Below are 22686 nucleotides of genomic sequence, written 5' to 3'. Positions count from 1 at the left end.
TGATAATCGATTTTGTAAAAAAAGATCACGATCGCGATTGAAAAAAAAATTAAAAAATAGAGAAACCGATGGTTCCTTTCTTGAGGTATTGTTGGTAAAGAATTTGTTGGCCCCATGATAACAATTGTAATTGGAGTCTTATTGCAGTTTAATCTATTTTTTGATAGATTTCACCACGTTTTTTAATTAAAAATGCCAGATATGAAACGATGGTGGAGTGGTGTTTGTCTTTGGTTGCCGTTGTCATTGGCGGCGCAGACAGTTACAGTCAAAGTTGATGTTGATCGCGACAGCATCGGCATCGGTGAGCGCATTGTCTATAGTATCACGACGGAGCATCCGAAGAATATCACGCTGTTGGGTGAAGCCATAACGGATTTGACGCAATTCGAAATCGTGCAGGTTCAAAAACATCAACCCGCCGATCAAGGCGCGTTGATTAGCGAAAAAACAGAATACACCATTACGACATTCAGTGTTGATACGTTCATTATTCGTGCGCCGAAAATTGCTTTCCTATTGGGTGGAGATACGCTGTCAGCCGAAGGACAACCGAAGTTGGTTTTTGTAACCAGCGTTCTGGATACGGCGATCAAAGATATTCGTCCTGAAAAACCTTTGATTGCCGGAAAGATTAACTGGACAATGCTGGTTTTGATAGGCGTGGGATTACTGTTGATTCTCACATTGATCGTGTACGGAGCCTATCGATTATACAAACGCTACCAGACTAAAAAAAATCAACATGGCCAATACATATCGCCGGTGCCGTTGCGTTCGCCTGAAGAAATTGCTATCGAGAACTTGGATGCTGTTCGTCAAAAACAATGGATTGAAAGAGGTGAATTCAAGATATTCCATATTGAAGTGTCGAATATTATCCGATTATATATCGAACAAAAATTTCAGATGCCGGCGTTGGAATTGCCCACGTCCGAATTGATTACTGAATTTCGCCGCAGGCGGTTGAGAGATGATAATTACTCGGCGCTGTTGAGAAGATTCTTAGAAGTATGCGACCTTGTTAAATTTGCAAAATATCAGGCATCGCAGCATGAGTGTAAAGAAGTCTTCGATCAGGCATACGACCTGGTTAGGATCAATATGGCTAATTTAGACACGCCACTTAACGTTGTAGAAAAAAATTAGAAAACATGACTTCAAAGCAAGCGAAAATCATAATTCACTAAGACATGTTTTAAAGGAATAGGATTATGCGATTTGGAATTGTCATCAATATCGACAAAGGTCATGTTTTCGGATTGTTGCATCCGTTTTTAAAAGAATTGCAATCCAAAAAAATCGACTTTGTGATCAATACTGAAGCTCAGGCCGCTTTTGCTGAATTTTCATGGCCGCGCATGAATGAATATTTGGATTTGGATACTTTAGTTCGCGACGTTGATTGTGTCCTGTCATTCGGCGGCGACGGAACATTGCTTTCAACCGCGCGGGCTGTGGGGGTTTTGCAGAAACCTATTTTGGGAGTGAATATCGGCAAACTGGGATTTTTAACGGAAGTTGAGGTCACAGAATTGTATCATACGGTTGAAAAAATTCAACACGGAGATTATCAAACCGAAGAACGCATGGTACTGGAAGCCAGTTGGGGTGATCCGTTGCGCAAAGATTTTGCATTGAATGACTTCGTCATTGTTCGCCGCGACGCTGCCCGCGTGATCAGAATTCGTGCAGAAGTGAATGGAGAATTTTTGAATACCTATACAGCCGACGGCCTGATTGTTTCTTCTCCCACCGGATCGACTGCGTATTCGCTTTCATCCAATGGCCCGATTCTGAGTCCGACTTTGCAGGCTTTTATTATCAATCCACTGTGTCCGCATACGCTGACAGTACGTCCATTGGTCATTAATTCCGATCAAGTCATTACACTCCATGTGGAAAAAGGCTATACGGCGCTTTTTTCTGCCGATGGGCAGGAAGAAGCGGAAATTGACGAAGGAACGATCGTCACGATTCGGGAGGCTGCGCATAAAGTTCATCTCATCCGCTTAGGCGAGCGAACTTTTTTTGAAGTACTGCGAGCGAAATTGCGTTGGGGTGAGGATGCAAGAAAAAGTGAATAGTAAATAGTTGGGAGTGTCACTTACTTGCTATTGACTGTTCTGGTTTTTTCGTGAAGAGAAATATTCCAACCAAACCTACCAAAGCCAATAATAATCCGACGATAACTACGGTTGTTTCCATGTGAGTCGTATCTCCGTACCACGCAATGGTTTCCGGCTCGAGATTATTGAATAGAATGACTGACCCGTTATTCATTCCATGCATAATAATCGTCGGGATAATGCTGTTCGTCCGCCACGCGACAATTCCCAAAAATAATGCAATAACAAAAATCTGAATGCCGCCCCACGGGTTAAGATGAATCATTGAAAAAACAAGGCTGGAAATAATAATGGCCGTCATTGCCGAATATTTTTTTTCCAAAGCGCCTTGAAACATGCCGCGCATCAACATCTCCTCGGCAAATCCTGCCGCGAGCACGGCGGCTAAGATCAGCAGCATTCCGTTTATCCAATCGTAAATTTGGAATTCTTCCATCAGTCTTTTCAGAATGTGGTCTGACATCAATTCCGGCGATAACGTGCCGATTGTCCGATCAAGAAATCCATTGATCATCGGCGCAATGATACGGTCGATCGCATCCGTTGCAACAAATAATCCCAATGAAAAAATCAATGTAGACAAAAGAACATTTGCAGAAATAGCGTTCATGCGAAACGTTGGCGCCAATAATTTTCGCTGACGTTTCATATAGAAAAAAGCGGGAAGAATAAAAGCCAATGTTCCGGTCAAAAGTCCGAATTTAGAAATGAAATTTCCAAGCCACGCTAATTTGGCGAAATAGGATACGGCAAAACTGGCCGCAGCAAACATCGATGTAACCATATAACCGAAGCCTACGCCTACGATCAGTAAAATAACCGACGATTTCAAACTGAAAGGAGTGGCATCGTGTGCGGCAAATTCCTGCATGTTATTTTGTGTCATGACTATTCTCCAGTTCGTCGGCGATGCGTCCGGCGTCGTACAAAACCCTCAACGCCGCAATAATACCGCCGGCGTGATTAGCGATCGCTCTTCCTGATTCGTCATTGCAAATAAAATTACCGACGAGGCCTTCGTTATTACCGTCATGCACGATTCCGACAACTTCGCCTTTGACATTGACAACGGGCGAGCCCGAGTTGCCGCCAATGATGTCACACGAACTCACAAAGTTTAAAGGGGTCGACAAATCGAGTTTATTTTTGCGATCCCAATAACGTTGAGGCAAATTGAACGGCGGCTTCTGTCCAAAGCCGAGGGAACGATCGTACCACCCGTAATAGGTCGTCATTGGAGCAGCCAAAGTTCCGTTCATCGGATAACCTTTGACAATACCGAAAGTGAGGCGCAACGTAAATGTAGCGTCCGGATATACATTTTTTCCGTACACTTCAAAACGTGCCTTACCGATTTTTTGAGACGCGGCTGATTCGACGCTTTGAACTTTTTCCGCATACGTTGTTTGAATCTCGTGAATAACAGGGTAAAGTTTACGAACAAACACGATCAATGCATCGTCGGATTTTTGAATGGCATCAGTGCCGCCTTCGATCAGGCTTTTACGAACTTGAACGTCGTTGAGCTTGGTTTTTGAGAAAATATCTCGGGCTACGTCGTCCGGCGAACGCCCGTTCAACGCTGTCTTCACAAATGGATCGTTGGCACCCAATTCCTCCAAAGTCAATTGAAGCCATGCGGCCAGTAGCCGTTCTTCAAGAGGTAAATAAAAAGGAACCGGCGATAACATCTGAAACTTAAATGATTCGAGTTGATCGTTATGAAAGCCGTAATTACGTACGTCGTCCAATTTTTGTATTTCTTCACTATATTTGATGATGGACAAGGCCTTGTCAGCTAACGTACGTGTAGGAATTCGGCGGTATTTAAACGGTTTGAATATCTCGGCGTATTTTTTTTGCACGTTGGCCATATCGGTCCAAGCGGATGCGTAATTTTTTTTCCATTCCGATTTTGAATCGATACGGTTGCGGAAGTCGGTTTCTTCGGCAACTTTTTTATTAAACAAGGTGGAATTTAATAATCCTTGATAGGCACCACTGTCGGCTTCTATAACGTTTTCGGTACCGGCAATAGCATTGATAACTTGGCTGGCTTCCGCTTTACCTAAACTGGCGTATTGCTTAAATACTTCGAGACGGCGGCGGGCAATTTTCAGGTCGGCCGGATATTCCAGATCGCGCCGGGTAATGATTTGTGCTACCGTCAAAAGCCTCTCTGTTTTTCCGGGATGTCCGGAAATAAATACTAATTCATCTTCTTTTGCTCCGGCACTGTTCCAACGTAAGTAATGGGTGCTTTGAGCAGGCTTATCGTTTTCATAAACTCGTACGAAAGCAAAATCGATTTCGTAGCGGGGATACGCAAAATTGTCCCATAAACTTCCATAAAACGCTACCTGCTGTTCGGGTGCAAAGACGAGCCGAACGTCGGTATATTTTTTATATCGGTAGAGCCAATATTCACCGCCATGATACAAAGTTACAACATCGGAACGCAATCCGGTGGATTCAAAGCTTTCTTTTTGAATGGCCGCCATTTCAACGGCACGTGCTGTAAGCGCTTCTTGCTCTTTCATGCCCGGTTTGGCCGCGCCCTGAATTCTTGCAGTAACATTTTCCATCGTTACGAGAACGTTCAGCTCAAGATCAGGGCATTTCAATTCATCCGCCTGTGAAGTGGCCAAAAAACCGTCGCGCAGTAAATCGCGATCGGCTGTCAGTAATTTCTGAAGTTGCCCGCGCACAACATGCTGGTTGGTCATGACCAATCCGTTGGAACTTACGAATGAACCCGATCCACCGTCATTAAATCTAACACTTGAAAGCCGCAAATGATCAATCCATTCCTGAGTAGGTTCAAACCCGTATTTCTCTTTGAGAATTTTGAATGGCAAATTGTCATATGTCCACATGCCTTCATCAGCAAAAACCGATTGAAAGGATAGCACCAGCGTAAGGAACAGTATTTTCCGAATCATATTTCACCTGTAAGTTGATGTATTAAAGCGCCGAAAAATAGGCATTTAAAATTTTGAGGGCAAGGTCAAACTTTCGTGTAAATCTGGTGGGTTTTACTTAAAAATACTTGATAAAGAATGATTTTTTTTAGGCATTTGCCGGCCTTCAAAAGGTCGAATTTAAGCTTGACTATCGGACAAAAAAAATATATCTTCACCGGCTTAAAATTTGATAAATGATTTATCGAATTGAACTTACGACTTCTTAATGAAGATTCGGATCGAAAAAATTTTAAGTTTAGACGACGGTGAACACCGGTTCCATTATGCGATACCGGGATCTGAACTTGGGATCGAACTCAAAGATTTTGAGGGTCATGAAATTTTCGACCGGGATGTCGTAACGAATGTTGTTCTTAATAAATCAGGTCATACGTATTACGTTAAATTCAGCGTTACGTCACAGGCGCATTTGTTATGCGACCGGTGTTTGGATGAAATTCGTCGGGAAATTGCCGGTGACTTTTCAATGGTATTTGCGGAATCACGAACCCGGACCGACGATGAAGACGCGGAAGTTCGATCGATCGATACGCGGCAAACGAATGATATCGTTTTAGACAAAGATGTAATGGATACCTTAATGCTCGCGATGCCTTCGAAGTCGCTTTGCCGTGAAGATTGCAAAGGCCTATGCCCTGAGTGCGGTGTCAATTGGAATGATAGCCTTTGCCGGCATTATGATGAAATTGTAAATGAAAAAATATAAACAGGAGGAAACATGCCTAATCCAAAACGCAGACATTCAAAGCAACGCCGCGATAAGCGCAGAACACATTGGAAATTGGATACGCCGGGATTATCGGCCTGCGCCAATTGCCATCAACCTAAATTACCTCACCGTGTTTGTCCTAATTGCGGTTACTATGATCAGCGGCAAGTTACGCTGACAAAAGAAGCGTAGTTCCAGGTCGAATTTTACGAATGCCTGTCCTTGTTATCATACTGATGCTGACACCGACAGGCACAGTTTTTTATGCAGGTTTCGTTTGATAAAACCCGTAAAAAGCGATAAGTTGCGGGTATCTTTTATATCATCCCAAGAGCGAGAACGATGAAAATCATAGTAGACGCCATGGGCGGCGACGAAGCCCCAAAAAAAATCGTAGACGGAGCGGTGGAAGCCGCGAGGGAATTTCTATCGCAGGGCCACCAGGTTATTCTGACCGGTCATCGGGAAAAGATCATGGAGGAAATCCACCGTTGTGAGGGGAATGATCTGGTCGGTAAAAGCATCGATATCGTTCACACGGATGAAGTGATCGGAATGTGCGAATCGCCGACGACGGCCTTACGTGAAAAAATGCATTCATCGATTCATATTGGAATTGAAATGGTTAAACGCGGCGAAGGTGATGCGTTTGTCAGCATGGGCAATACAGGCGCAGTGATGGCTTGCGGGTTGATGGGACTTGGTCGTATCGAAGGTGTACAACGTCCAACCATCGGCGCTTTTTTTCCGACCATCAAAGGCAAGAGTCTGGTACTCGATGTCGGCGCAAATGTTGATTCAAAACCTGTTCACTTATTGCAATTCGGTGTGATGGGAAGCATATACATGCACGCGATGATGAATATTCCTACTCCTAAAGTCGGACTTCTGAGCATTGGCGAAGAAGATTCCAAAGGCGACAATCTGACCATCCAGGCCAACCAGTTGTTTCGTGAAAAACAATTATTCGAATTTGCCGGCAACGTTGAGGGACGCGATATTTTGATGGGTTCTTCCGACGTTGTCGTATGCGATGGGTTCGTCGGTAATGTCGTTTTGAAAATGACTGAAAGTTTCGTGAAAGTGTTGCAGCAAAAAATCGGCGGGTTTGCCCAGCAAGCCGGAGCTGAAGCCGGAAAGACATTCAAAGAATTTTTCACTAAAAGCATGAGCGATTGGGATTACCAATCGCACGGCGGTGTGCCGCTGCTTGGCGTCAACGGCGTCGTTATCATCGGCCACGGCAGTTCCTCCGGTAAGGCGCTCTACCGTGCTATTCATGTAGCCAAGGAAATGGTTGAGAAAAAAATCAATGAAGTTATTCGTGAAAAAATAAAATTATCCTAACTGAAAGTATTGCGTGGAAAAAAAGAAATTTCGTGCCGCGATAACGGCCGTAGCTCACTGGGCGCCGGATAAATTGTTGACGAACGCCGATCTCGAAAAAATGGTCGATACCAACGACGAATGGATTACGTCGCGTACCGGCATCAAAGAACGCCACATTATGGAAAAAGGCGCTTCGTCCGATATGGCCGCGGAGGCGTGCAAAGTGCTATTTGAAAAACATAAGATCAATCCCGAGGAAATCGACGTGATCGTGTTTGGTACCGTGACGCCGGATATGATGTTTCCTTCGGCAACCTGTTTACTTCAAGCGAAAACAGGCATGACGAATGCATGGGGATTCGACGTATCGGCCGCTTGTTGCGGGTTTGCATATTCTCTGGTCATCGGAGCGCAATTTATCGAAAGCGGCTCGGCCAAAAAAGTTCTGGTCGTGGGCGCCGATAAAATGAGTTCGATCGTGGACTATACTGATCGCAATACGTGCATCCTTTTCGGCGACGCTGCCGGAGTAGTATTGCTTGAACGTACTGAAGAAAAGAACGTGGGCATACTGGATTTTTACAACACCATTGATGGTAATGGGGCTCAATATTTGAATATGCCTGGCGGTGGCAGCTTGAACCCGCCGACGCATGAAACCGTCGACAAGAAAATGCATTACGTGTTTCAAGATGGTAAAAATGTTTATCAATACGCCGTCAAAGGTATGTCCGAGGCATCTGCGCTGATTGTAGAACGCAACGGTTTGACCGGCAAGGATGTGGGATTATTCGTACCGCATCAGGCTAACAAACGGATCATTGATTCCGCGGCTCAAAGAATGGGATTGAATGAATCGCAAGTCATGGTGAATATTGATCGATATGGCAATACGACGGCAGCGACCATTCCGATTTGTTTATCGGAAGCGGTCAGTACCGGTCGTTTGAAAAAAGGAGATATTGTCGTGATCGCGGCCTTTGGCGGAGGATTTACCTGTAGCAGTATTTTATTGAAATGGGCGTACTAACTAAAACTTAATATGTCAAAAATAGCATTTATATTTCCGGGACAAGGTTCGCAATATATTGGTATGGGTAAAGATTTTTACGATTCTTTCCCTGTAGCTAAAACGATGTATGACAAAGCGAATGAAATTTTAGGATTTGATCTTATTAAGACTTCATTTGAAGGCCCTGAAGACGCATTGAAACAAACGAGAGTAACGCAGCCTGCAATTTTCGTTCATAGCATCGTGACGCTTGAAATATTAAAAGAAAAATTTAAAGACATGAGTTTTCAAATGTCGGCCGGACATAGCTTAGGCGAATATTCGGCTCTGGTGGCGGCCGGAGTTCTGTCGTTTGAAGATGCTTTGAAAATTGTCAAAGTTCGTGCAGCAGCTATGCAACATGCCGGCGAAGTCAACAAAGGTACCATGGCCGCCGTAATTGGTATGGATGCAGAACCACTTGGAAAAATTTGTTGTGAAGCGTACACGTCCGGCATTGTGCAGTGCGCTAATTATAATTCGCCCGGTCAAATTGTGATTTCCGGGTCGATCGAAGGCGTCAAAAAAGCGATGGAGTTGGCCAAAGAAAAAGGCGCACGAATGGTCAAAGAATTAGTCGTCAGCGGTGCTTTCCATTCGCCATTAATGGAAAGCGCTAAAGAAGAAGTACAGAAATTATTAAACACTATGGTTTTCCGGGATACCGCTTTGACGGTTTATCCAAATGTAACAGCGCGCGCGGCTCAATCCGGCAATGAATTTAAAAAACTATTAGTCGATCAGATTACTGCTCCTGTCAAATGGCATGAAACCGTTGTCAACATGATCGCCGACGGTGCAAACAAATTTTATGAAATCGGTCCAGGCAATGTACTGCAAGGATTGGTTAAACGTATCGATAAGAACATTCCGTGTGAATGCATTGGCAAGGCGGATGAATTAGTAAAGTTCCAGCATTAATGGTACTGCGTGATAAAGTAGCGGTAGTGACCGGTTCGTCTCGCGGAATCGGCAAGGCTATCGCGCAATGTTTTTTGACAAACGGTGCAACGGTGGTGATTAACGGCCGGGATGCGGAGCGGTTGAGAATCGCCGAACAGGAATTGCGTTCATTCGCTTCGAACGATCATTTGCAGGCTGTGCAGGCGGACGTTTCCGACTGGACTGAAGCTAAAAAACTGTTTGATACTGTGCAGGAAAAATTTGGTCGTTTGGATATTTTAGTTAATAACGCAGGCGTATTTAAAAACAGCTTATTGGCGCGGATGAATGAAGATGAATGGGATTGGGTGCTGAAGAATAATCTAAAAAGCGCTTTCATCTGTTCACGTCTGGCTGCTAAAACAATGATGAAACAACGATACGGAAGAATTATCTACATGTCATCCGTCGTGGCGCTCGGAGGCAACCCGTTTCAAGCCAATTATGCCGCTTCCAAAGCCGGTATTGACGGATTGATGATGGCTACGGCAAAAGAACTGGCGCCCTACGCGATAACGGTTAATTCCGTCGCGCCCGGGTATATACTTACCGATATGACGAAAGATTTTTCTGAGCAAACAGTCGCCGAAGTATTGAAATATATTCCGTTGGGAAGATCGGGTACTATTGACGAAGTAGCTTATACAGTAAAATTTCTGGCTTCGGATGAAGCCGCGTATATTACCGGTCAGGTAATTCAGGTTGACGGCGGGCGCGTCATACGATAATGGAAACTCAGATAAGATTTTATAATAAGGGAAGAAACATTCACATAACCTTCATTAAGGAGAAATGATCATGAGCAAAGAAGAAATCGAGAAAAAAGTAAAAGAGATCATCGTCAAGAAACTTGGCGTGACGGAAGCTGAAGTAACACCGGCTGCTTCTTATGTTGAAGATTTAGGTGCGGATTCACTGGATCAGGTTGAGTTAGTAATGGAATTCGAAGATTCGTTCAGTCTCGGCGAAAAAATTCCGGAAGAAGAAGCAGCAAAACTCACCACTGTCGGTTCGACTATTGAGTATTTAGTTAACAAGTTAGGTAAATAATATAACCGCTTGGTTTATAATTTGTAAGAATAACCGGATAGGATTTATAAAGCAGGTTTTATAAATCCTATCGGTTTGGTTTTTCCAATCAAACATTTGGCAAGTAAGGAGTCGTTCATGCAAAAACGTCGGGTCGTCGTGACCGGAATAGGCGCTGTCACTCCCATTGGTAATAGTGCTGATGAGACGTGGAAGGGAATGCTGGAGGGCCGAAACGGTGTAGACATGATCACGCTTTTTGATACGAAAGATCACGTAACCAAATTTGCAGCGGAAGTAAAAAATTTTGATGCCGGTCAATACATGGATAAAAAAGAGATCCGTCGTAATGACCGGTTCACGCATTTTGCCATAGCAGCGGCAAAAATGGCTATTGACGATGCCAAGCTTGATGCCAAATCTCTGGATGCCAACCGGATCGGTTGTATTATCGGTAGTGGTATCGGCGGATTCAATACATTCGAAGAACAATTTGAAACGTATTTACAAAAGGGCGCACAAAGGGTCAGCCCGTTTTTCATTCCCATGATGATTATTGACATCGCTGCCGGACAGGTGGCTATTATGTTTGGTCTTAAAGGGCCGAATTATGCTACCGTTTCAGCATGTGCGACGGGCAGCCACGCGATTGGCGATGCCTTCATGTTGATTCAACGCGGTGACGCCGACGCGATGGTATGCGGCGGCACGGAAGCGGGAATCTGCCGCATGGGAGTTGCCGGATTTAATGCTTTAAAGGCTTTGTCTACACGTAATGACGATTTCAAACACGCCAGCCGTCCTTTTGACAAACATCGCGACGGATTCGTCATGGGCGAAGGTTCGGGAATTGTCGTCATTGAAGAACTGGAACACGCTTTAAAGCGCGGCGCTAAAATCTATGCGGAAATTGCCGGCGTCGGTTATACCGATGATGCCTATCATATTACGGCGCCCGCTGAAGGCGGTGAAGGCGCTGCCCGGGCTATGACCATTGCTCTAAAAGATGCAGGACTTAAACCTGAAGACATCGATTATATCAATGCGCATGGTACTTCGACGGAATACAACGACAAAAACGAGACCGCCGCTATCAAGACTGTTTTCGGCGAGCATGCGTATAAGTTACTGGTCAGTTCGACCAAATCGATGACGGGACATTTACTTGGCGCTGCAGGTGGCGTGGAATTCATTGCGATCACGATGGCTGTTCATCATTCGGTAGCGCCGCCGACGATCAATTATGAAGAACCGGATCCGGAATGCGATTTGAATTATATACCGAATAAAGCGATCGAGAGAAAAATTAATGCCGCTATCAGCAATACGTTTGGATTCGGAGGCCACAATACATGTTTGGCCGTAAAACGCTACGTACCGTAGATTACAGGTAGCAGATGCAGATAGTCAATGACTTCGAATAAACAGATTTCAAAAAACTCCGGGAACCTTCTATCGAAGCTGAAACAATTTTTTTTAGGACGTGGTTTTCTACAGCGTCCGAAAGAGATTAAGAATGACCGGATATTGAGGGAACAATTATCGCGTCTGGAAAAAAACATATCCTACTCGATCAATAATCACCAGCTTTTTGTACAATCATTAAAGCACCGTTCGTATCTGAATGTGACTAATGCCGAACGCATTACATCTTACGAACGGCTGGAGTTTTTAGGCGATTCGATTCTGAATATGATCGTTTCTGAAAGTTTATTTCGTCAGTTTCCGGACAAAGAAGAAGGTGAATTGACCAAATGTAAAGCTTTATTGGTCAATAAAAAAGTTTTGGCGAACTGTGCTGAACGGATCAATTTGGGTGACTTTGTACTCCTGAGCGAAGGTGAGCAGCGTTCGGGAGGCCGAAACCGCCCTTCGATCTTATCGGATGTTTTAGAATCTTTGATCGGCGCTATTTATCTGGACAGCGGGTTTCCCGAAGCGAAAATGTTTATTCAAAAATTTGTGTTAGTCGATATGATGCGGGTGTTGAGCGATGAAATGAATACTAATTTTAAAGGCGAACTTTTGGAATTTAGCCAAAGTAGTGAGTGGGGTATGCCGCATTATATTGTCATTAGCGAAACAGGGCCTGAACATAGTAAACAGTTTACCGTCGAAGTGAAAATAAAAGATGAAGTATATGGAACAGGAAAAGGTATGACGAAGAAGGACGCAGAGCAGCAGGCTGCGCGTGAAGCCTTAAAAAAAATCAAACAAAGTTCAAATTAAATATTCGGAGATGACCGTGAAACGTATTTGTGTGGTTGGAACAGGGTATGTCGGCTTGGTGTCCGGCGCTTGTCTTGCCGATTTTGGCAATCATGTGATTTGTGCGGATATTGATCTCGACAAAATTAATAAGTTGAAACAAGGCATTATTCCGATATATGAGCCCGGCTTGGAAGAAGTCGTCAAACGCAATGTTGAAAAAGAAAGGCTCTTCTTTTCGAACGACGTTGCCGCTTCCATTCGTGATACCGAAGTGATTTTTATTGCTGTAGGAACTCCGCCGGGAACGAGTGGCGAGGCTGATTTGTCCATTGTATTTAAGGTGGCTGAAAATATTGCTGCCAATTTAAACGGTTATAAAGTAGTAGTGACTAAAAGTACCGTTCCGGCGGGAACCGGAATGAAAGTTAAAAAAATCATCGGGCAGAAAGCGCCTAAAGGCTCGGAATTTGACGTAGTATCCAATCCGGAATTTTTGCGCGAAGGTTCGGCGGTGAATGATTTTTTAAGACCGGACAGAGTGGTCATCGGAAGCACCAGCGATCGTGCAACGGAAATTATGAAAGTTGTTTACCGACCTCTCTATCTAAATGAAACGCCTATGGTGATAACGAATGTCGAATCTTCAGAAATGATTAAGTACGCTTCAAATGCTTTTTTGGCTGTTAAAATTTCTTTTATCAATGAGATCGCTAATATCTGTGAAAAAATTGGCGCCGATGTGAAAGTGGTCGCTAAAGCCATGGGGCTGGACGGTCGCATTAGTCCAAAATTTTTGCATGCAGGCGGCGGTTTTGGAGGTTCTTGTTTTCCTAAAGACACCCAAGCTTTAGTCAAAACGGCGGAAGAAACCGGCGTGCAAAATCTTGTTGTACGGGCGGCTATCGAAGCCAACGATCATCAAAAACATGTGATGGTCAATAAGATCAAAACATTGGTGGGCGATTTGAAAGGCAAAACAATTGGCCTTTTAGGGTTGGCTTTCAAGCCCAATACTGATGATATCCGTGAAGCGACAGCGTTGGTTATCATTGAAGAAATGCTCAAAGCCGGGGCGAATATAAAAGCCTATGATCCGGTGGCCCATGAAGCGACCAAAAGTATTTTTCCAAACATTGTCTATGCTAATAACGCCTACGATGTGGCTAAAGATGCCGATTGTTTGGTACTGGTTACAGAATGGAATGAATTCCGTGAGCTTGACTTGCCCAAGATTAAGAGCTTGTTAAAAAAACCGAATTTGGTCGATTGTCGCAATGTCTATAACCCTGATGAAGTGAAGGGACTGGGGATCAATTATCTCGGGGTTGGACGCGGTTATGCACCAATAAACTCTTGATTTACTGTGCTAAAAAGTTTACTTTGCGCGCACTTCAAATAACAAAACGGAGTCTATGGAGAGTTTACAAAATAAAATCAAAGACAAAAAAGCCGTGATCGGTGTCGTCGGGTTGGGGTATGTCGGATTACCGCTCGCTGTTGAATTTGCCGCCAATGGCTATCAAACTTTAGGGATCGATCTTGACGAACAAAAAGTGAAAAATGTCAATGAAGGTCGCAATTATATCGAAGATATTCCTAACGATCGGTTTGCGAAATGCCATCAGTCAGGACTTTTAAAAGCGGCATCCGATTATAATAAGGTAAAAGAACTGGACGTTATTTACATTTGCGTCCCGACGCCCTTTACTGACAATAAGGAACCCGATGTTTCTTACATTGTTAATTCAGCGGAAGGAATAGCAAAAGGTCTAAGAGACGGACAATTAATCATTTTGAAAAGTACAACCTTTCCTGAAACCACTGAAAAAATCGTTCAACCGATTCTCGATCGTACCGGGAAAAAAGTTGGCGTGAATTATTATTTGGCATTTTCTCCTGAACGCATCGATCCGGGAAATAAAAAATTTACTACGGCTAACACACCCGTAGTCGTTGGAGGCGTGACGAAAACGTGTACTGAATTGGCCTGCCTGATCAACTCACAAATCATTGAAAAAGTCGTGCCGGTATCCAATCCGCGAGTCGCTGAAATGTGCAAGTTACTCGAAAATATATTTCGTAGTGTTAATATTGCATTAGTGAATGAGCTTGCGCAATTATGTGATCGAATGGGTGGTATCAATATGTGGGAAGTCATTAGTGCCGCCGCCACTAAGCCGTTTGGATTTATGCCGTTTTATCCGGGTCCGGGCATCGGCGGACATTGTATTCTGATTGACCCATATTATCTTTCATGGAAAGCCCGCGGGTATGATTTCCATACGAATTTTATCGAACTAGCCGCCGAAGTTAATGAAAATATGCCGTTTTATGCCTATTCAATGATTGTTGAAGCGCTGGCGATGCGTGGTGCGGCTTTATCCAAAGCTAAAGTTCTTGTGTTAGGGGCTGCGTTCAAAAAAGACGTCGACGATATTCGCCATTCTCCGTCACTGAAAGTCATGGAAATCATGATTCAAAAAGGTTTCGGCGAAGTGATGTACAATGATCCACATGTCCCGGAAGTTGAATTATTTGGAAAAAAATTCCGTTCACAAATTTTATCAAAAGAATTTCTGAGTAGTGTCGACTGTGTTTTTGTTGGGACGGATCACAGTTCATACGATTTCAAAATGATCGTCGAAAATAGCAAAGTGGTTGTCGATGCTCGTAATGCCACCAAGGACATTACACAATATCGAGAAAAAATTGCGTTACTCGGATCAGGCCAGTGGGATCACAAACTCTAAAAAAGGGAGCCGTTCTTTGAAACTATTGTGTGTTGCAGGTGCTCGTCCGAATTTTATGAAAATTGCGCCTATCCTGAGAGAAATGAAAAAGCATCCATCACTTCAACCGAAACTGGTGCATACAGGGCAACATTACGATAACAAAATGTCGGATATTTTTTTTAAGGAGTTACAAATACCTGAGCCCGACATTCATCTCAATGTTGGTTCCGGAACTCATGCTGAACAAACAGCCGAAATCATGAAACGGTTTGAAACCGTTGTGCTGCAGGAAAAACCGGACTGGGTTGTCGTATTGGGTGATATTAATTCGACGTTGGCTTGTTCAGTAACAGCTTCAAAGCTCCATGTACCGGTCGCGCACGTTGAAGCCGGATTAAGGAGCTCTGATCGTTCGATGCCGGAAGAAATTAACCGACTGGTCACGGATGCAATCGCCGAAGTTCTTTTTACAACTGAAAAAAGCGGTAACGAAAACTTATTAAAAGAAGGAAAATCGGAAAAACAAATATATTTTACCGGCAACGTGATGATTGATTCACTTGTATTTGCTCAACCGCAAATCAGCCAGTCACAAACAGCAGCCAATCTGAAACTCTCTGAGAAATCATATTGTATTACGACACTTCACCGACCGTCGAATGTTGACAATCTGAAATCATTATCGAAAATTTTTGAAATATTGCATGCAATCCAATTAAAGTTACCAGTTGTGTTTCCAATTCATCCTCGTACACGGAAAATGATTGAGACGTTTGGCTTAACGGATAAAGTTGCAAAAATGAAGAATCTAAAGCTAATGGATCCTGTGGGATATTTTGATTTTGTCGGTTTAACAGCCTATGCAAAAATGGCTATTACAGATTCAGGAGGGCTGCAGGAGGAAACGACTTACTTAGGCATTCCTTGCCTTACGATGCGGGAGAATACGGAAAGGCCGATTACAATTGAAGTCGGAACGAATACGCTTGTAGGTTTGGATGAACCATTGATTCACAAAAAAGTTGATGAAGTTTTGAATGGAACTTATAAAAAAGGGAATATCCCAGAATTATGGGATGGTCGTGCGGCAGAGCGTATTACAAATGTTTTTATTAAACTGGCATAAATCGAATGACAATGGATATTTTTAAGAAATTTTTTTTTGCGATATGTTTTTTGATCATTGTAGGCTCAGTGAATGGTCAGTTTAAATCTTCGACATCCGCGACAGATAAAAACAATCAATCCAATCAAAGACAATCTAATCAGCCAAGTTCTCTGACTTCCGCCAATACGAGCGGAAATACAGTATTGGAATCTATCATAGATCCCGATCAATATTATGTCGGACCGGGCGATCAATTCGTTATTTCAATTTGGGGGCAAGTCAATGAGTCCTTTCCTTGTTTTGTCTCTCCGGAGGGTATGATAGTCATTCCGTCTGTAAAAGAAATTGATGTGCGGAATCTTACTTTGTCTCAGGCAAAAGCCAAGATGAAAACTGAGATTACAAAAGTGTATGTCAATACGGATGTTTCCATTAATCTTCTTGCCATCCGAACTTTTAAAGTCAATATAACCGGCCTGACACGGCTCAATCAATCGGTAATTGTTTCGTCCGTTGATCGTGTTTCGGAAGCTATCAGGCAGGCCGGTGGTTTTGCGGACTCTTTGAAATCGTCACAACGCAATATACAGTTGCGGAGGAAGGATGGCTCAATCGTTCGTGCCGATCTCATTCGTCGTAACAACACCGGTAATGTTAGTTGCGATCCTTCGCTATCCAATGGCGATGTTATTTTCGTACCTCCGGTGATGGCATGGGTTGGCGTATATGGCGGAGTTCATATTCCTGACGTTTACGAATATGTTCGCGGAGAGCGGATTTCTGATCTGATCGAATTGAGCGGCGGGCTTGAGTTTGGCGCCGATTCGAGTGAAGTGGAATTAGTTCGCTTTAAAAACGATACAGGCCGGACAACTGTCAGTTATGTTTTGTCGCTGAAAGATATCATGCATGGGGATACAACCAAAGACATGCGAATTTTACCCGATGACAGAATTTTCATCAAAAAGCAATCAATGTTCCATCCCAAGGCTGTCATGACCGTCATGGGTGAAGTTATACATCCCGGAACATATCCGATTATTGAAGGAAAGACACGGATCAGTGAAGTCATCGAAGCGGCCGGAGGGTATACACAATTTGCTTCCATAGGAAGAATGCAGCTTTATCGTGATAAATATACTGAAGGATCCGATAAGGAATTTGAACGCCTAAAATTGACTCCCATTCAGGATATGAATGAAATTGAAAAAGCGTATTTTAAGGCAAAAACGCGTGAAACATTTCCGACAGTTCAGACTGATTTTAGGAAGTTAATGGCTAATGGCAAGGCGGATCCGAACTATGATATTCTGGTGAAGAATAATGATTCCTTGTACGTACCTTCCATAAAAAAAACCGTCACGATAGTCGGCGGCGCCTTGTTTCCAGGTATCCTAGATTGGGAACCTAATAAAAATTATAAGTATTATATTCAAAAAGCCGGCGGATATAAAGAATATGCGAAACGCGGCGATGTTAAAATTATTAAAGCATTAGCGCAACGATGGGAGGATGCCGACAACAGCGATATCATTGAAGACGGGGATGTGATCTTTATTCCGGAACGCGATCCAAAAGACGGTTGGAAGGTATTTCTGGATACCTTGTCCGTTGTCGGTCAATTGGCTGCTATCACATCGACAATAATTTTAGTTTACTTCACGATTAAGAACAATTAATGAGTAACTTCCAAGATGACTGAAGTTCGTTATTTTGTAGATCCAAGTGCGGTTATCGATGATCGAGTGGAGATCGGTGAAGGAACAAAAATCTGGCATTTTAGTCATGTGCAATCCGGCGCTAAAATTGGAAAAACATGTGTGTTAGGTCAGAATGTCAATATTGGCAACAATGTTATTATCGGCAATTATTGTAAGATTCAGAACAACGTTTCAATTTATGAAAGCGTGGAATTAGAAGATTATGTATTCTGCGGGCCGTCGATGGTGTTCACGAATATTTTGAATCCGAGGTGCAAATATCCTCAAGCAGGGTCGCAATTTTATGTCAAAACACTTGTCAAAGAGGGGGCATCGTTGGGCGCAAATTGTACTATAATTTGCGGTCACACCATCGGCCGGCATGCCATGATCGGTGCGGGGGCTGTGGTGACCAAAAACATTCCCGATTTTGCTTTGGTAGTTGGCAATCCAGGTCGAGTGATCGGCTGGATGAGTGAAGCAGGACAACGATTGCATTTTGATAAAGATGGCTATGCTTACTGCGAGCGGTCCCAAAAAAAATATAAATTGGAAAATCATTCAGTGCGTGAAATTACCGATAACTAGATCTATGCAAGTACCCTTACTCGATCTGAAAGCCCAATACCGGTCAATTAAAAATGAAATCGATGAAGCGATTTTTCGTGTTGTCGAATCGCAACATTTTATTCTTGGTCAGGAAGTCGAGCAATTGGAAAACGCATTGGCCCATTACTTAGGATGTAAGTACGCCATCGGGGTTTCTTCCGGAACGGACGCTTTGCTGGTAGCGCTCATGGCCTTGGACATTCAACCAGGCGACGAAGTTATCGTACCGGATTATTCATTTTTTGCCACAGCCGGGGTTGTAGCTCGATTACAAGCGATTCCTGTATTTGTAGACATAGATCCGCTGACGTTTAACATCGATCCTGAGAAAATTCGTTCTCGAATCACAAAAAAGACCAAAGCGATTATGCCGGTACATTTGTTTGGCCAAAGTGCGGCGATGACAGAAATTATGGCCATTGCAAAAGAGTTTGATCTAAAAGTTGTCGAAGATGCAGCGCAAGCTATCGGGACTCAATATAAAGATGGGAAAAAAGTTGGTACCATCGGCGACATCGGATGTTTTTCTTTTTTTCCAAGTAAAAATCTTGGCGCATTTGGGGATGCAGGCCTGGTGACAATCAACGATCATGAACTTGCAGAAAAATTAAAAATTTTACGTGTCCACGGTGCCAAACCGAAATATCATCACAAATATATTGGCGGCAACTTCCGTATTGATGCGCTTCAGGCAGCGGTGCTGAATGTCAAATTGAAGTATCTCGATCAGTGGTCAGCTAAGCGCCGCAAAAATGCGGAATTGTATTCAAAACTATTTATCGAAGCCGGTTTAGCTGAAATTGAAGGTAAAACTGCTTTTGATACCAAGAATAAAATCTTATTGCCCAAAGCTATTTATAAAGACAATGGTCATCCAAATTATCATATTTACAATCAATATGTGATTCGGATTGAAAATCGTGATGAAGTTCAAAAACACTTATTGGGTAGTGGTATTGGGTGCGAAGTTTATTATCCTGCGCCGTTGTATAAACAGGAGTGTTTTGAGTATTTGAAAGCCGACCACAACGAGTTTACTAATTCGAAAGCAGCATCCGTTCAGTCATTGGCTTTGCCAATATATCCGGAAATGGAAGATTCATTAATTAAAGCTGTGATTGACAAATGTAAATCTGTGATAGCGGCTTAAGTTAACGAGTTAAGATATTTTTTTAAAAGATGGAAGAATCCGCATGAATATGCCCAATCGACATAACGGGAGGCAGCCTAAGGAACATGGCCTATTGTCGGGAGAAGGGCGAATCGTGCAATTTGCCAAAGAACATTATCGGAATACGGTCCATTTTTTTCGAGACGACTATCGCTGCCTCACGACCGCATGCTGGATGAAAATGTCATAGTTGTCAGCCCTCCAGTGAGCTGCCGCATTCTTAAAGAAGCAGGGTTACTCAATACTTGGAATACTAAGAAAAAAGCTGGCAAGGGCAAAGGCTTTAAACAGCCCGACGGACTCATCAAAAAGTTCAAATTCCTGTTGAGCATCATCTCGGAAAACCGATCCTTGTCATGTATGATGTAATGGAACGCATGGAAGGTAGTGAGGGTGCAATGGCAAAACTGGCTGGAAGATTGTGTATGAAACGAATCGCTTGCTGATTCATAAGTCTGAATGAAAGGATGGCTTAAGTGGATAATCCTTATGGGATGGAAAAAGCGAGTGTTAGGATAAGAAAAAAATAGTCGAATCTCTAACATATAGAGGAAATTGAAAATGAGAGATCAAACTAATCTTATCAAAGAAGATAAAAAAATGATAGACATTATTTTTATTTTATTTAAAAGAAAAAAAATCATCATCACATCGATGATTTTAATAATGTCAGTTACGGGAATAGTGACCTTGCTAATGAATAAATGGTTTGAATCCAAAGCGGTCATTTTATTGCCTGAAAAAACGTCGAACCCTTTGGAAATGCTGACTGGAAATTTGGGAATCGGGGCAAGTATCCTAGGCGGAGCTGCATTGCAAACTTCTAGATACATAGCTATTCTGAATAGCAGACGACTAAGGGAAGCTGTGATTAACCAATTTGATCTGATGGGCGTATATGATTCAAAAAACATGGAGGATGCTCTGGTAGAATTGGAAAAGAATTTTTCTGTGGAAAACGATAAAAAAAACGGAACGATATTAATTTCTATACTATATGCAAATGATCCGGAAAAAGCCGCTGAAATAACGAATTATGCGGTCGTAGAATTAGATGAGATTAATCGCGAATTGTCAACTGAACAAGCTCGATTTTCTAGAGTTTTTATTGAGCAAAGGTATAACAGTGCAAAAAAAGATTTGAGAAATGCAGAGGATTCCTTAAACGTTTTTCAAAATAAGTTCGGTGTAATAGCGCTTACGGAACAAACCAAGGTTGGAATAGAAGCAGCAGCAAAACTGCAAGCTGAGATTGTTTTAATTGAAACGGAGTATAATGTAAAGAAAAAAACTTTGGGTGAAAACCATCCCGATATTATAAGGCTTGAGTCCCAATTAGTAGAACTAAAGAAGAGTAAAAATCAAATGGAGTATGGAGGAATTGATTTAAGTGTTTTTATTCCATTTAAGAATACGCCGGATCTCGGTTTGCGTTATTTCAGACTATACAGAGAAGTTCAAATAAATAGTAAGATTCTTGAATTATTGGTTCCGCAATATGAACAAGCAAAAATTCAAGAAGCAAAAGATACTCCGACTTTGTTAGTTTTAGATAAGGCTGTGGCTGCGGATTATCCAGTAAAACCCAAAAAAAAAATTGTGGTAGTAGTTGCAGGGTTTCTAACTTTCTTGATGTTTGTTTTTCTAGCATTTAATAACGAGAGTATCAAAGTATTATTGCAAAAGGAAGATCCCAAATATCAGAACCTCAAGATATTGATCAAGAAAACAGGAGTGGATCGATTTGTATTATGAAAGTTTAACCGTAGTTAAAAAATAGGAAACAACTTTATGTTGGTTTTACAAAATCAAAACAGGAACTGTATTGAAAGACAATGTAGAACAATATATTATTTGTGTTTAAGGATTTTTTGTAAAAGCACACGTTTTTAAAAAAAGATTTTATTATAATTTTATAAGGAGGATTCATGAGTCATCCCATAGCGTTGATCACTGGAATTACAGGTCAAGACGGATCATACCTTGCTGAATTTCTTTTAGGAAAAGGATATGAGGTTCATGGTGTTGTACGAAGGGTGGCATTAGAAGATCCGGATCATCGAATGTGGAGGATTCGTCATCTTCTAAAAGATATTCAGTTACACATGGGATCGTTGGAAAGTTATCCTAGTATTTTCAGGATCGTTAACAACCTTAAGCCGGCAGAATGTTATCATTTAGCTGCTCAAAGTTTTGTCAGCTATTCGTTTGAGGATGAGTTTTCTACATTAAACACCAATATCAACGGTACTCATCATATTCTTGCGGCCATCAAAGAAGCCTCGCCATCCACCCGTTTCTATTTTGCGGGTTCCAGTGAGATGTTTGGTAAAGTACGCGAAGTTCCTCAAAAAGAAACGACACCGTTTCATCCGCGCTCGCCGTATGGTATATCGAAAGTAGCAGGATTTGATCTTACTCGAAATTACCGTGAAGGTTATGGCCTCTTTGCGGTCAGCGGCATTTTGTTTAATCATGAATCACCTCGTCGAGGCTTTGAATTTGTAACAAGGAAAATTACACGTGGTATTTTTAATCTGATACATGACAATGACTACATTTTAGAATTGGGCAACCTGGACGCAAAACGGGATTGGGGTTATGCTGTCGATTACGTCGAAGCGATGTGGCAGATGCTGCAACATTCTGTGGCCGATGATTTTGTGGTAGCAACCGGTGAAACGCATTCGGTTCGCGACTTCATTAACTTGGCAATATCGTCCACGGATATTGAATTGGAGTGGATAGGCAAAGCCGATTCTGAAAAAGCAGTGGATGCTCAAACCGGCCGCACACTAATCAAGGTTAATCCCGATTACTACAGGCCAGCCGAGGTGGACTTGCTGATTGGCGATCCTTCAAAGGCGAAACTCGAACTGGGATGGAAGAACAAAACTTCGTTTAATGATCTCGTTCGTATCATGATCACCGAAGAACTGAATTCTCTGAAGACAATGGCTTAACGAAGCGTTCATTGAAAGG

General features: G+C 42.6%; 21 protein-coding genes. 19 read left to right on the top strand and 2 right to left on the bottom strand.

The genetic code is table 11. The annotated features are described in order from the left end of the window. The first annotated feature begins 201 nt into the window (after positions 1-201). Both K1X84_03460 and K1X84_03455 read left to right on the top strand, forming a co-directional pair. A complete protein-coding gene (locus K1X84_03460) occupies positions 202-1149 on the top strand; it encodes a hypothetical protein (GenBank protein ID MBX7150672.1) in 948 nt (315 codons plus the stop codon). Positions 1150-1214: 65 nt separating this feature from the next. Further along, positions 1215-2087, top strand: a complete 873-nt coding sequence (locus tag K1X84_03455) for an NAD(+)/NADH kinase (GenBank protein MBX7150671.1) — start codon at positions 1215-1217, stop codon at positions 2085-2087. 16 nt (positions 2088-2103) lie between these two features. Here the strand turns inward: K1X84_03455 and K1X84_03450 are convergent, their stop codons facing one another. Together K1X84_03450 and K1X84_03445 are read right to left on the bottom strand one after the other, a co-directional pair. Next, positions 2104-3015, bottom strand: a complete 912-nt coding sequence (locus K1X84_03450; protein MBX7150670.1) for a CPBP family intramembrane metalloprotease — start codon at positions 3013-3015, stop codon at positions 2104-2106. After that, positions 3002-5071, bottom strand: coding sequence for a S46 family peptidase (locus K1X84_03445; GenBank protein MBX7150669.1), 2070 nt, complete (start codon positions 5069-5071; stop codon positions 3002-3004). The genes K1X84_03450 and K1X84_03445 overlap by 14 nt, the downstream gene beginning before the upstream one ends. A 247-nt stretch (positions 5072-5318) precedes the next feature. On the opposite strand from K1X84_03445, the gene K1X84_03440 reads away from it, so the two are divergent. From K1X84_03440 to gmd, 17 genes are all read left to right on the top strand, one after another. After that, positions 5319-5819, top strand: a complete 501-nt coding sequence (locus tag K1X84_03440; GenBank protein ID MBX7150668.1) for a DUF177 domain-containing protein — start codon at positions 5319-5321, stop codon at positions 5817-5819. Between the two features lie 12 nt (positions 5820-5831). After that, positions 5832-6014 (top strand): 50S ribosomal protein L32, encoded by a 183-nt coding sequence (gene rpmF / locus K1X84_03435; GenBank protein ID MBX7150667.1) that lies wholly within the window; start codon positions 5832-5834, stop codon positions 6012-6014. Between the two features lie 150 nt (positions 6015-6164). Continuing rightward, positions 6165-7169 (top strand): phosphate acyltransferase PlsX, encoded by a 1005-nt coding sequence (gene plsX, locus K1X84_03430; GenBank protein MBX7150666.1) that lies wholly within the window; start codon positions 6165-6167, stop codon positions 7167-7169. A gap of 13 nt (positions 7170-7182) precedes the next feature. After that, on the top strand, positions 7183-8181 hold the full coding sequence (locus K1X84_03425) for a ketoacyl-ACP synthase III (GenBank protein ID MBX7150665.1): 999 nt from the start codon (positions 7183-7185) through the stop codon (positions 8179-8181). A gap of 12 nt (positions 8182-8193) precedes the next feature. After that, positions 8194-9123, top strand: a complete 930-nt coding sequence (gene fabD, locus K1X84_03420) for an ACP S-malonyltransferase (GenBank protein ID MBX7150664.1) — start codon at positions 8194-8196, stop codon at positions 9121-9123. Then, complete coding sequence (locus tag K1X84_03415) at positions 9123-9872, top strand: beta-ketoacyl-ACP reductase (protein MBX7150663.1); 750 nt, start codon at positions 9123-9125, stop codon at positions 9870-9872. The genes fabD and K1X84_03415 overlap by 1 nt, the downstream gene beginning before the upstream one ends. A gap of 70 nt (positions 9873-9942) precedes the next feature. Continuing rightward, on the top strand, positions 9943-10194 hold the full coding sequence (gene acpP / locus K1X84_03410) for an acyl carrier protein (GenBank protein ID MBX7150662.1): 252 nt from the start codon (positions 9943-9945) through the stop codon (positions 10192-10194). 117 nt (positions 10195-10311) lie between these two features. Then, on the top strand, positions 10312-11556 hold the full coding sequence (gene fabF / locus K1X84_03405; protein ID MBX7150661.1) for a beta-ketoacyl-ACP synthase II: 1245 nt from the start codon (positions 10312-10314) through the stop codon (positions 11554-11556). A gap of 27 nt (positions 11557-11583) precedes the next feature. Further along, positions 11584-12402 (top strand): ribonuclease III, encoded by an 819-nt coding sequence (gene rnc, locus K1X84_03400; GenBank protein ID MBX7150660.1) that lies wholly within the window; start codon positions 11584-11586, stop codon positions 12400-12402. 10 nt (positions 12403-12412) lie between these two features. After that, entirely contained in the window at positions 12413-13741 is a 1329-nt protein-coding gene (locus K1X84_03395; protein ID MBX7150659.1) for a UDP-glucose/GDP-mannose dehydrogenase family protein, read from the top strand. 55 nt (positions 13742-13796) lie between these two features. Continuing rightward, positions 13797-15134, top strand: coding sequence for a nucleotide sugar dehydrogenase (locus K1X84_03390; protein ID MBX7150658.1), 1338 nt, complete (start codon positions 13797-13799; stop codon positions 15132-15134). Beyond that, positions 15058-16242, top strand: coding sequence for a UDP-N-acetylglucosamine 2-epimerase (non-hydrolyzing) (gene wecB / locus K1X84_03385; GenBank protein ID MBX7150657.1), 1185 nt, complete (start codon positions 15058-15060; stop codon positions 16240-16242). Before K1X84_03390 ends, wecB begins: the two co-directional genes overlap by 77 nt. A 185-nt stretch (positions 16243-16427) precedes the next feature. Then, positions 16428-17903 (top strand): SLBB domain-containing protein, encoded by a 1476-nt coding sequence (locus K1X84_03380; GenBank protein MBX7150656.1) that lies wholly within the window; start codon positions 16428-16430, stop codon positions 17901-17903. Positions 17904-17918: 15 nt separating this feature from the next. After that, positions 17919-18512: an N-acetyltransferase gene (locus K1X84_03375; protein ID MBX7150655.1), complete on the top strand. Its 594-nt coding sequence runs from the start codon at positions 17919-17921 to the stop codon at positions 18510-18512. A gap of 4 nt (positions 18513-18516) precedes the next feature. Next, on the top strand, positions 18517-19683 hold the full coding sequence (locus K1X84_03370; protein MBX7150654.1) for a DegT/DnrJ/EryC1/StrS family aminotransferase: 1167 nt from the start codon (positions 18517-18519) through the stop codon (positions 19681-19683). A gap of 582 nt (positions 19684-20265) precedes the next feature. Continuing rightward, positions 20266-21459, top strand: a complete 1194-nt coding sequence (locus tag K1X84_03365) for a hypothetical protein (GenBank protein MBX7150653.1) — start codon at positions 20266-20268, stop codon at positions 21457-21459. Positions 21460-21632: 173 nt separating this feature from the next. Continuing rightward, complete coding sequence (gmd, locus tag K1X84_03360) at positions 21633-22667, top strand: GDP-mannose 4,6-dehydratase (protein ID MBX7150652.1); 1035 nt, start codon at positions 21633-21635, stop codon at positions 22665-22667. The last annotated feature ends 19 nt before the right edge of the window (positions 22668-22686 follow it).

The sequence above is a fragment of the bacterium genome, from assembly GCA_019695335.1.
GTDB lineage: Bacteria > CLD3 > CLD3 > SB21 > SB21 > JABWBZ01.
The sequence above is the reverse complement of the archived record's forward strand: the minus strand, read 5'-3'. Positions and strand labels throughout refer to the sequence as shown.